Origin of the sequence: Agrobacterium sp. InxBP2, from assembly GCF_026191755.1 — a bacterium.
Taxonomy (GTDB): domain Bacteria; phylum Pseudomonadota; class Alphaproteobacteria; order Rhizobiales; family Rhizobiaceae; genus Agrobacterium; species Agrobacterium pusense.
Window position 1 is genome coordinate 124,702 of the sequence record NZ_JAINDY010000019.1, and the last position, 9,790, is coordinate 134,491.

At 60.4% G+C, this 9,790-nt stretch carries 8 protein-coding genes and 1 pseudogene; 7 read left to right on the forward strand and 2 right to left on the reverse strand.

The window, feature by feature from the left end:
• Nucleotides 1-33: 33 nt before the first annotated feature.
• The 3 genes and pseudogenes from K7A42_RS02750 to K7A42_RS02760 all read left to right on the forward strand — a co-directional run.
• Nucleotides 34-240: pseudogene (locus K7A42_RS02750) on the forward strand (hypothetical protein); the annotation flags it as partial.
• A 14-nt stretch (nucleotides 241-254) separates the two neighbouring features.
• Nucleotides 255-2,102, forward strand: coding sequence for a type I secretion system permease/ATPase (locus K7A42_RS02755; protein WP_282454773.1), 1,848 nt, complete (start codon nucleotides 255-257; stop codon nucleotides 2,100-2,102).
• On the forward strand, nucleotides 2,089-3,402 hold the full coding sequence (locus K7A42_RS02760; protein WP_174151619.1) for an HlyD family type I secretion periplasmic adaptor subunit: 1,314 nt from the start codon (nucleotides 2,089-2,091) through the stop codon (nucleotides 3,400-3,402). Before K7A42_RS02755 ends, K7A42_RS02760 begins: the two co-directional genes overlap by 14 nt.
• A gap of 24 nt (nucleotides 3,403-3,426) precedes the next feature.
• Here the strand turns inward: K7A42_RS02760 and K7A42_RS02765 are convergent, their stop codons facing one another.
• Together K7A42_RS02765 and K7A42_RS02770 are read right to left on the reverse strand one after the other, a co-directional pair.
• Nucleotides 3,427-4,347, reverse strand: a complete 921-nt coding sequence (locus K7A42_RS02765) for an SMP-30/gluconolactonase/LRE family protein (RefSeq protein WP_174151618.1) — start codon at nucleotides 4,345-4,347, stop codon at nucleotides 3,427-3,429.
• Between the two features lie 33 nt (nucleotides 4,348-4,380).
• Nucleotides 4,381-5,094, reverse strand: a complete 714-nt coding sequence (locus tag K7A42_RS02770) for a GntR family transcriptional regulator (protein WP_034498325.1) — start codon at nucleotides 5,092-5,094, stop codon at nucleotides 4,381-4,383.
• A 103-nt stretch (nucleotides 5,095-5,197) separates the two neighbouring features.
• Between K7A42_RS02770 and K7A42_RS02775 the strand changes: the two genes are divergently transcribed.
• The 4 genes from K7A42_RS02775 to K7A42_RS02790 are packed head-to-tail and all read left to right on the forward strand — an operon-like array spanning nucleotide 5,198 to nucleotide 9,623.
• The gene (locus tag K7A42_RS02775; protein ID WP_174151617.1) at nucleotides 5,198-6,250 is read left to right on the forward strand and encodes a Gfo/Idh/MocA family protein; all 1,053 of its coding nucleotides are present in this window, start codon (nucleotides 5,198-5,200) and stop codon (nucleotides 6,248-6,250) included.
• Nucleotides 6,243-7,259, forward strand: coding sequence for a Gfo/Idh/MocA family protein (locus K7A42_RS02780; protein WP_034498321.1), 1,017 nt, complete (start codon nucleotides 6,243-6,245; stop codon nucleotides 7,257-7,259). Before K7A42_RS02775 ends, K7A42_RS02780 begins: the two co-directional genes overlap by 8 nt.
• Nucleotides 7,256-8,329, forward strand: coding sequence for a Gfo/Idh/MocA family protein (locus K7A42_RS02785; RefSeq protein WP_072493613.1), 1,074 nt, complete (start codon nucleotides 7,256-7,258; stop codon nucleotides 8,327-8,329). The genes K7A42_RS02780 and K7A42_RS02785 overlap by 4 nt, the downstream gene beginning before the upstream one ends.
• Nucleotides 8,330-8,351: 22 nt before the next feature.
• On the forward strand, nucleotides 8,352-9,623 hold the full coding sequence (locus K7A42_RS02790; protein WP_004438356.1) for an ABC transporter substrate-binding protein: 1,272 nt from the start codon (nucleotides 8,352-8,354) through the stop codon (nucleotides 9,621-9,623).
• The last annotated feature ends 167 nt before the right edge of the window (nucleotides 9,624-9,790 follow it).

Below are 9,790 nucleotides of genomic sequence, written 5' to 3' on the forward strand. Positions count from 1 at the left end.
GGGCCATGGGCCCGCGTCGGCGCACTAATTCTCGGTGATGAGGATGGTACGGACAAGCTCGATGTATCCCCCTGGGGCGCAACATCGGTGGACGATTTGTTGTGGTATGATGATAATGGAAATGCCGTTATCCTCTTGGCCACAGACACGTCCGTCTCCGTCACGCTGAACGGCGTCGATGCCAATGTACTCGACGCATCGGACTTCATTTTCGCCAGCGCATCGGCGCTTGCCGCGTAAAGGAAAAACCGGCTGTGGGCTTTCAAAACCAGCAGCAGACACCGCCGCAGTCCCTCACTGCGGCGGTCGTTTCGCCCCTCAAGACTACGTTTTTCGGCCTCACGCTGGTCAGCGGTGTCGTCAACATATTGGCGCTGACGTCGCCGCTTTTCATGTTGCAGATCTATGACCGGGTACTGACAAGCGGCAGTCTGCCGACCCTGGTCGGGCTCGCTCTTCTTGCTCTCGGGCTTTATGGTTTCCAGTGCCTGCTCGATATTATCCGTGCCCGTGTCCTGATCCGTATCGGCGAAGACTTCGACCTGCGCTACTCCCGCAGAGTGCATGATGCCGTGGTGCGCCTGCCGCTCGTCAACCGCATGCCGGGTGACGGCCTTCAGCCGCTGCGTGATCTCGACAATGTACGCGGCTTTTTATCCGGCACGGGTCCGACTGCCTTTTTCGACCTGCCGTGGATGCCGCTTTATCTCGGCATATGTTTCCTGTTCCATTTCTGGATCGGTGTAACGGCGCTCGCCGGCGCTGTGCTGCTGGTCTCGCTCACAATTTTCACCAATATCTTTTCTCAAAAACCAATCCGCGACACCATGGTGGAAAACATGGTCCGCAACCGGCAGCTGGAGGCCTCCCGCCGCAACGCAGAGGTGGTGCAGGCCATGGGGCTTGGCGGCCGGCTCGGTAAACGCTGGCAAAATTCCAACGAGGCCTATCTCGCCGCCAATCGCAGGGCGGGCGATGTGGCAGGCGGCCCCGGCAATATCGCAAAATCGCTTCGGGCCGTTCTACAATCGGCAATTCTTGCTGTCGGCGCTTGGCTCGTCATCGAGCAGGAAGCCTCCGGCGGCGTGATGATCGCCAGTTCGATCATGATGGGCCGGGCACTGGCGCCTGTCGATCTCGCCATTTCCAACTGGAGGTCCTTCGCGGCCGCCCGGCAGAGCTGGGCACGGCTGAGAGAGCTTTTTTCGCAAATGCCGGCCGATGCCGCTGCCATGGCCCTGCCGAAGCCAGAGAAGGAATTACGGGTCGAGAATGTCACCATCGTTCCGCCGGGCGGAAAAAAGCCCATCGTTGCTGGGCTCGGTTTCGTCGTGACAGCGGGAAACGCGCTCGGCATCATCGGTCCGTCAGGTTCGGGCAAATCGACGCTATCGCGCATTCTCACCGGCGCGTGGATGCCTGCCGCCGGCAAGGTGCGGCTCGATGGCGCAAGCTTCGATCAGTGGGACCGGGAAGCGCTTGGCCGCCACATCGGTTATCTGCCGCAGGGCGTGGAACTTTTTGAAGGCACCATCGGGGAGAATATCGCCCGTTTCGCGGACAACCCAGATCCCGAAGCCATCATCGCTGCAGCTAGGGCTGCCGGCGCGCACGAGCTGATCCTGCGTTTCGAAAAGGGGTATGACAGCGATATAGGCGAGGCGGGTTCAGCTCTCTCGGCCGGGCAGCGCCAGCGCATCGGTCTGGCCCGCGCTCTTTATGGCAATCCCTTTATCGTGGTGCTGGATGAACCCAACGCCAATCTTGACGCGGAAGGCGAGGCGGCAGTGGTCCGGTCGATTGCCTCCGTCAAGGCGCGCGGTGGTATTGCCGTTGTCGTCGCCCATCGGCCAAGTGCCATCGGTGCGGTGGATTTCATCCTGATGATGGAAGAGGGAAGGATGAAGGCCTTTGGCCCGCGCGACGAGGTGCTGTCCAAGGTGCTGCGTGTTCCGCAGGGGCAGGGCGGCAAAGGTTTCACCGCATCCGCGCAAACGGTCTCACCGCTGCGCGTCGTGGCCAATACCCAGGCCCGGCCCGCCGGGCTGGAAGACGGCCGTGAAGAGAACAGCCGGAAGGGAGAGACGGATGTCAAAGATTGATCAGCGCAGCAGCGTTTCCCGCTCCATCCGCAAGCATCTCTTTGCGGGACTCGCCGCAAGCATTGCGCTTCTGGCCGGTGTCGGGGGCTGGGCCGCGACGACCCGTCTTGCCGGTGCAGTCGTCGCCTCCGGTCATCTGGTTGTGGATTCGTACACGAAAAAGGTCCAGCATCCGAGCGGCGGTGTCGTCGGTGAAATTCTTGTGAATGAGGGCGAGAGGGTGAAGGCCGGCGATGTGGTCATGCGTCTCGATGCGACGCAGACCCGTGCCAATCTCGCCATCGTGACCAAGCGCCTGGACGAACTGACTGCACGGATGGCCCGACTGGAAGCCGAGCGGGACGATTTGCCTGAACTCGCCTTTCCGCGGACTCTGATCGCGCGCATGGATGACCCGAATGTCGCTTCTGCCATGCGCAGTGAGACGAAGCTGTTCGAATTCCGCAAGTCCTATCGAGAGGGCAGGAAAGCGCAGCTGTCCGAGCGCATCACCCAGTTCGAACATGAGATCGAAGGTCTGAAGGCGCAGGAAGTGGCCTATGATAACGGGCTTGCGGTGTTGCAGGCTGAAATTGCCTCGCAGAAATCGCTGCGCGAACAGGGCGTCGTCTCCGTGCAGCGGCTGAACAGCCTGCAGACTCAGGCCGCGACATTCGGCGGGGAGCGCGGCGAAAAAATCGCCTATCAGGCACAGACTGCGGGGCGCATCACCGAAACCAAGCTGCAGATCCTTCAGATCGATCAGGAATTGCGGACCGAGGTCGGGAGGGAACTGCGCGAAATACAGGCCCAGATGGGCGAATTCGTCGAGCGCAAGGTTGCCGCCGAAGATCAATTGAAACGCATTGATATCGTCGCGCCGCAATCGGGCACGGTGCATGAAATGGCTGTGCATACGGTGGGGGGCGTCGTAACGCCGGCAGATCCGATCATGCTGATCGTACCTGACGGAGATGACCTTGCGCTCGAGGCGCAGATCCTGCCGAAAGATATCGACCAGCTTCAGGTGGGGCAAAAGGCCATGCTGCGCATGACCGCCTTCAACCAGCGCGTCACGCCGGAGCTGGAAGGTCATGTCAGCCGCATTGCGGCGGATATCACGACAGATCAGCGCACTGGGCTCTCCTATTATCTGGCACGGATTTCCGTCCCGGTTACCGAGCGGAAGAAGCTGAACAATGCGCCGCTGGTGCCGGGCATGCCCGCCGAGGCCTTTATCCAGACCAGCGAAAGAACGGCGCTGTCCTACATCGCCAAACCGCTGACGGACCAGATCAGCCGCGCCTTCCGGGAGGACTAGGAATTCGAACCCGACCTGAGGGCGTTATCCACCGTCGCCAAAACGGAAGCCGGCGAACCCTCTCGTTTGCGTCGGGATAGCCCAGACGCCGCCCGAAAATGGCGCTTTCTCAAGCCGGTCTTCGGACATGTTGTGGCGGTGTGATGTCAGGAAAAGGATGCTGAAATCAGGCCCTCCGAAGCAGGGCATCGTGGGGTGAGGGACAGGAGCCGCGATCACGTTCGTCAGCTTGCCATCGGGCGAGAAAATGTTCAACACGCCAGCGGAAACGCCCGCGCTGTAATAGTTGCCGCTGCTATCGAGACAGCCGCCATCGGGTCTTCCTGTTTCTTCGGTCATCCGGGCCACCTGTACGCCCTCATCGAAGGTGCCGTTCAGGCGGTCGAATTTTCGCCGGCGTATCCATTTCTGGACGGAATCGCTTTGCCACATAATCGAGCCGTCGGAAGAAAAAGCGAGGCCGTTCGGGCATGTCAGCCCGGTCTGCATGCGCTTGGCGCTTTTTTCCGTGATCCGCCAAAGCTCGCCATGGGGCTCCATGTCCGAAAGCGGCACATTGTGCATTGTTCCCACCCAGAAAGCGCGGTCGGGGCCGATCCGTCCGTCATTCAGCCGGCACGGGATGCCTTCGGGTGCCGGAATGGAATGGAGGAGACGCGTTTTGCCGCTGTCCGGATCGAGGATGACGATGTCCATGCCACAAGTGACGATGAGTTCGCCGTTCTGGCAAAGGCCGAGACTTGAAACTGTCCTGGGGAACGGCCATTCTTGATAGACGCCGGGCTCAAGACCTGCGCACCGCACGGTCTTTCCGAGAATATCGCACCAGAAAAGCACCTGTCGCCGCTCGTCCCAGACAGGGGATTCCGCCAATGTACTCATCGTGTCGCACAGAAGTTTCGTTTGCGACATGGCAAGCGCTTGTCCGGGATTTGCCGTATTCATGATGTTCGAACCGTTGAAAAAGATGCCGCAGAATTACTCGAAATAGTCCTGGTGGTTCTCGAAGACTTGCGAAAGAATGCCGAGGACACGTCTCAGATGTTTGCGCAAATTATCGGTCGCGCGGGCTTCGTCTCCTGCCCTGATTGCGTCATATACCGCCTCATGTTCGGAAAGCAGGCGTGCCATATGCGCTTCGTCGGTTATGGCGAGTGCCCGCAGTCGATCCAGCCCCGCCTTCTCGCGGATCAGCAGGGATTCCAGTCTTTCAAGCCCCGTCGCGGCGGCAAGCGCGCTGTGGAATTGGTCGTCATGAACTCGGAAAGCCTTTCTGTCTCCATTGCGCATTGCTGCCCGCTGGCCGTTCAGGGCGTGTTCGATCTCCTGTTCCGCTTCCGCTGTCAGGCCGATCTGGCACAGCCTGCACACTGCCGCCACCTCAAGTGCCTCGCGGATGAATTGCGCGCTGCGGATGTTCTTTTCCGATAATCTCGAAACATAGGTGCCGCGGCTTGGCAGCGTCACGATCAAACCATCGTCGCGCAGACGGCTCAGCGCCTCCCGCACCGGGGTTCGGCTGGAATTGAACGACTGTCCGATTTCGTTTTCCGAGACTGCCTGACCGGGAAAAAGCTCCCGCGAAAGGATGGCGGATTTCAGCGCGGAATAAATCTGGTCCACGACCGGACGGTTAAGGTCCAGTCGCTCCATTGTCGGCACGGTGCCGCCTGTCACGGGAATCTTCGGCATATACCCTCCAGCGTTCTCATAACCGGTATACCGGAACACAAGTCTGTTGACAACCGGCATACCGGTATGCAAATGATTGCGCATTGGGAAGGAGGCTCCCGAAATGCAAAATATCAAGACCTGCGTCATCGTTGGTGCCGGAATGGTAGCGAAGACGCATGTGCTTGCCTGCGCGGCAAGCCCTGAAAAAATTCACCTGAAAGGCATAGTCGATGGTGGCTCCGGCCGCGCCAAGGCGCTGGCCGCCGAAGCCTCGAAAAACACCGGATATGAAGTTGCGGTTTATTCCTCAGTCGAGGAGGCGGCGCGCGATACGGATGTCGATTTCGCCATCATCGCAACACCGCCAAATGCCCGTATTGATATCGTCGGGAAACTGGCGAAAGCCGGCAAGCACATCCTGATGGAGAAGCCCGTCGCTCGCAATACGCAGGAAGCAGACGGTCTTGTTGCCCTTTGTCGCGAGGCAGGTGTTACTCTCGGCATCATCTTCCAGCACCGCATGCGGGCTGCATCGCAAAAAGCCCGTGAGCTCGTTGATGGCGGCACGCTCGGCGCACTAGGCCTCTGCGAAATCTCCGTGCCCTGGTGGCGGGCGCAATCCTATTACGACGAACCGGGTCGCGGCACGCTGGCGCGCGATGGCGGCGGCGTTCTGATCTCCCAGGCAATTCATACGATCGATCTGGCATTGAGCCTGACGGGGCCAGTGGCCCGTGTTCAGGCCATGGCTGCGACGACGCGGTTCCATCGCATGGAAACCGAAGATTATGTTTCTGCCGGACTGCGCTTCAAGAACGGTGCCGTTGGCTCGCTGGTGGCAAGCACCGCAAGTTTCCCCGGCGCTGCGGAATCGATCCTGCTGCACTTCGACAATGCCAGCCTGCGGCTCGCTTCGGGTCTGTTGCATCTCGACTGGCGCGATGGCCGGCAGGAGACTTTTGGCGGCGCGGCCGCTGGCACGGGCGGCGGCGCCGACCCCATGGCTTTCACGCATGAATGGCATCAGGGCGTCTTCGATGATTTCGCAGACGCCATCTCTTCAGGACGCGCGCCGGTCGTCACCGGTGAAGCGGCTCTTTTGTCTCACAGATTGATCGACGCGATCATCAACTCGGCCGACACCGGCAAGGAAGTGGAACTGCAGGATGAGTAAAGCAATCAAGTTCGTCGCTCTCGGGATTGAGCACCGGCACATTTTCGGCATGGCCCAGAACCTGCTGGATGCCGGCGCCGAATTTGCCGGCTGGTGGACGGAAGGCGAGCCCGATGTCGTGGAAGGCTTCGTCAAGCGCTTCCCGGATGTGCCGCGCGCAGCATCGAAAGAGGCGCTGCTGGCTGACGGCACCGTCGATCTCGTCGTGATCGCCGATATTCCCTCCAAGCGCGCCGATCTCGCGATTGCCGCCATGGAAGCCGGCAAGGATGTCATGTCCGACAAGCCCGGTTGCACCACATTCGAACAGCTCGACCGCCTGCGCCAGACGGTGGCAAAGACCAAGCGCATCTGGACCGTGGATTTCTCCGAGCGCTTCGAAGTGCCAAGCGTGACCAAGGCTGCTGAACTCGTTGCCCAGGGCGCCATCGGCCGCGTCATCCAGACTGTCGGCCTCGGCCCGCACCGCCTGAACCGCCAGATTCGCCCGAAGTGGTTCTTCGAGCGCGAAGCCTACGGTGGTATCATCACCGACATTGCCAGCCACCAGATCGACCAGTTCATGTTCTTCACCGGCTCGACCGAGGTTGAGATCGTGTCCGCCACCGTTGCCAATTACGCCAACCCGCACGATCCGGGTCTTCAGGATTTCGGCGAGGTCGTGCTGCGCGGCGACAAGGGTCACGGCTATATCCGCGTCGACTGGTACACACCGGATGCGTTGCCGACGTGGGGTGACGGCCGTCTGACCATCCTTGGCACCGAGGGTTACATCGAGCTGCGTAAATATGTTGACGTCGGCAACACCGAAGGCACTGATCGCCTCGTTCTCGTGAATGGCGACCGCTGCGAGTATATTGATGCTTCCGGTGCTGGCCTGCCCTATTTCGCCCGTATCTGCGACGATATCCGCAACCGCACCGAAACGGCAATGACGCAGGAACACGTCTTCAAGGTCTGCGACCTCTCGCTTCAGGCGCAGGCCAAGGCTGAGGGAGCCTCGAAATGATTGGTGTTGCCATCATCGGCGCCGGCATCGGCGCCCAACATCTGACCGGTTATCGGGCGCTGCCAAAGCGCTTCGTCGTCAAGGCGATCTGCGATCTCGATCTGGAGCGCGCCCACTCCGTCGCCGGCGATGATACCTCCATTCGTCTGACCACCGATCTCGATGAGGTTCTGGCCGATGAGAGCATCCAGCTGATCGACGTCTGCCTGCCGCCGCACCTGCATTTTCCGGTGACGCTGAAGGCGCATGCGGCGGGCAAGGACGTCGTCTGCGAAAAGCCGTTGGTTCGCTCTCTGGAAGAAGCCAATGCGCTGATCGACTCCGTCAAGAAGACCGGTCGCGGCGTGTTTCCCGTCTTCCAGTACCGCTTCGGACAGGCGATGCGGCAGATGCGCGCGCTCATCGATGCCGGTCTTGCCGGCAAGGCCTTCGTCGCGAGCTCGGAAGTCCATTGGAACCGTGGCGCGAGCTATTACGACATTCCCTGGCGCGGCACCTGGAAGGGTGAATGCGGCGGTGCAATCCTCGGTCATGCCATTCATGCCCATGATCTTCTCTGCCACGTCCTCGGTCCGGTCGAGGAAGTTTTCGCCATGGCCGATACGCGGGTCAACAAAATCGAAACCGAAGATTGCGCAGCACTCAGCTTCCGCATGAAAAGCGGTGCGCTCGCGACTAGCTCGGTCACGCTCGGCGCGGCCGAAGACACCTCGCGCCTTCGTTTCTGCTTCGAGGGCTTCACGGCGGAGAGCGGCACCTTGCCGTATCGTCCGGCGGAAGACACCTGGCGTTTTATCGCCCGCGCCCCGACGACACAGGATCAGATCGACGCCGTTCTGGCGACCGTAGCGGATGGCGAAAACGGCTTTGCCGGTTTTGTCGAAGCCATTGCCGACGCGATGGAAGGACGCGGCGGCAAGGAAGTGACGGTTCATGACGGCTTGCAGTCAATCGAACTCGTGACAGCCATCTACCGGTCCGTCCGGGAAGGAAAGCCGGTTCGTCTGTCCGACGCCGCCGAAGGTGAGTGGATCAAGGGCTGGGCTCCGAGCGCATCCGCAAAAGCATAATCATCTAACGGGAGGAAACCAGATGACCAGAAAATACAGCATGGCATTGGCGCTCGCCATTGGCGCGGCGTCCTTTGCCGGTGCCGCGCAGGCGGCCCAGGAAGTGCGCTTCACCTGCGCTTATGACGGTAACGGCTGCGAAATCCTGAAGGATATTCTCGCACGTTACGAAAAGCAGCATCCCGATGTGAAGATCGTCACCGATGTCGTGCCCTACAAGGCGCTGCTGGAAGGTCTGCCCGTGCAGCTCGCCGGCGGCAGCGGTCCTGACTTCGCAACCGTGACCGATCTTGGCGGTCTCAACCGCTATTATCTCGATCTGACGCCCTATGTGGACGCGAAGTATTGGGAGGACAATTTCTCCAACGTGCTGAAATGGTACCGCAGCGGCCCTGACGACAAGGGCATCTACGGCATGCACACGCAGCTCACCATCACCGGCGCCTTCATCAATCGCACCCTGTTCGATCAGGCAAACGTCGCCGTTCCCGGCAAGGATGCAACGCTGGATGACTGGGCAAAGGCCGCCAATGCCGTAGCCAAGGCAACCGGCACGCCTTACCCGATGGCGATCGACCGTTCCGGCCACCGCATCGCCGGCCCGGCCATTTCTTACGGCGCGAAGATTTTCGACGCTGACGGGAAGCCGATCCTCGTCGATGAAGGCTTCACCACGTTCGTGAAGAAGTTCGTGGAGTGGAACAAGGACGGCACCATGGCGCGTGACGTCTGGGCCGGACAGGGCGGCAATACCTACCGCGACGCCGCGCAGGAATTCATCAACGGCCAGCTGGTCTATTATTATTCCGGCAGCTGGCAGACAGCGCGCTTCGACAGCCAGGTGGGCGATGCCTTTGACTGGGAAGTCGTGCCGCAGCCCTGCGGTGGCGCAGCCTGCACCGGCATGCCCGGCGGCACCGGCATCGTCGGTTTCAAGCAGACCAAAAACCCGAAGATCGTTGCCGACATCCTGAACTTCCTTGCTCAGGACGAAAACTATCTCGACTTTACGGTGCGCACCCGCAACGTTCCGGCGAACAAGTCGGTGGCTGACAAGGGCGTGACCTATACCGGTGCGACGCCTGCGACGCAGAAGGCCATGAATGCCTGGCTCGACCAGATCCCCGGTCTCAGCCCGATTGCCTACGCCTACCAGGGCTACAAGAACAACCGCGCCATGTTCAACATCTCAGTCCAGCGCATCACGCAGGCTATCGTCGGTGAAAGCACCGTTGATGAGGCCATGGCCCGTGCGAAGACGGACCTTGAGGAAGCGTTGAAACAGGCGAAGTGATCCATCGCCTTCCGGCGCGGCGCATGCCGCGCCGCGCCGGATCGAAGGAGGACCCTCATGTATAAATTTCTTGCGCCCGTCATGGGCATCGTTGAATTGCCCTTTTCCTTTCTGCAGAAGGTTCTTGGCCACAGGCGGATTGCGTGGGTGTTTCTGACACCCAACCT

Excerpts from the sequence above, each read along its gene's own strand:
- K7A42_RS02760 (WP_174151619.1), top strand. The coding sequence starts at position 2,089 with ATGTCAAAGATTGATCAGCGCAGCAGCGTTTCCCGCTCCATCCGCAAG.
- K7A42_RS02765 (WP_174151618.1), bottom strand. The coding sequence starts at position 4,347 with ATGAATACGGCAAATCCCGGACAAGCGCTTGCCATGTCGCAAACGAAA.
- K7A42_RS02770 (WP_034498325.1), bottom strand. The coding sequence starts at position 5,094 with ATGCCGAAGATTCCCGTGACAGGCGGCACCGTGCCGACAATGGAGCGA.
- K7A42_RS02775 (WP_174151617.1), top strand. The coding sequence starts at position 5,198 with ATGCAAAATATCAAGACCTGCGTCATCGTTGGTGCCGGAATGGTAGCG.
- K7A42_RS02780 (WP_034498321.1), top strand. The coding sequence starts at position 6,243 with ATGAGTAAAGCAATCAAGTTCGTCGCTCTCGGGATTGAGCACCGGCAC.
- K7A42_RS02785 (WP_072493613.1), top strand. The coding sequence starts at position 7,256 with ATGATTGGTGTTGCCATCATCGGCGCCGGCATCGGCGCCCAACATCTG.
- K7A42_RS02790 (WP_004438356.1), top strand. The coding sequence starts at position 8,352 with ATGACCAGAAAATACAGCATGGCATTGGCGCTCGCCATTGGCGCGGCG.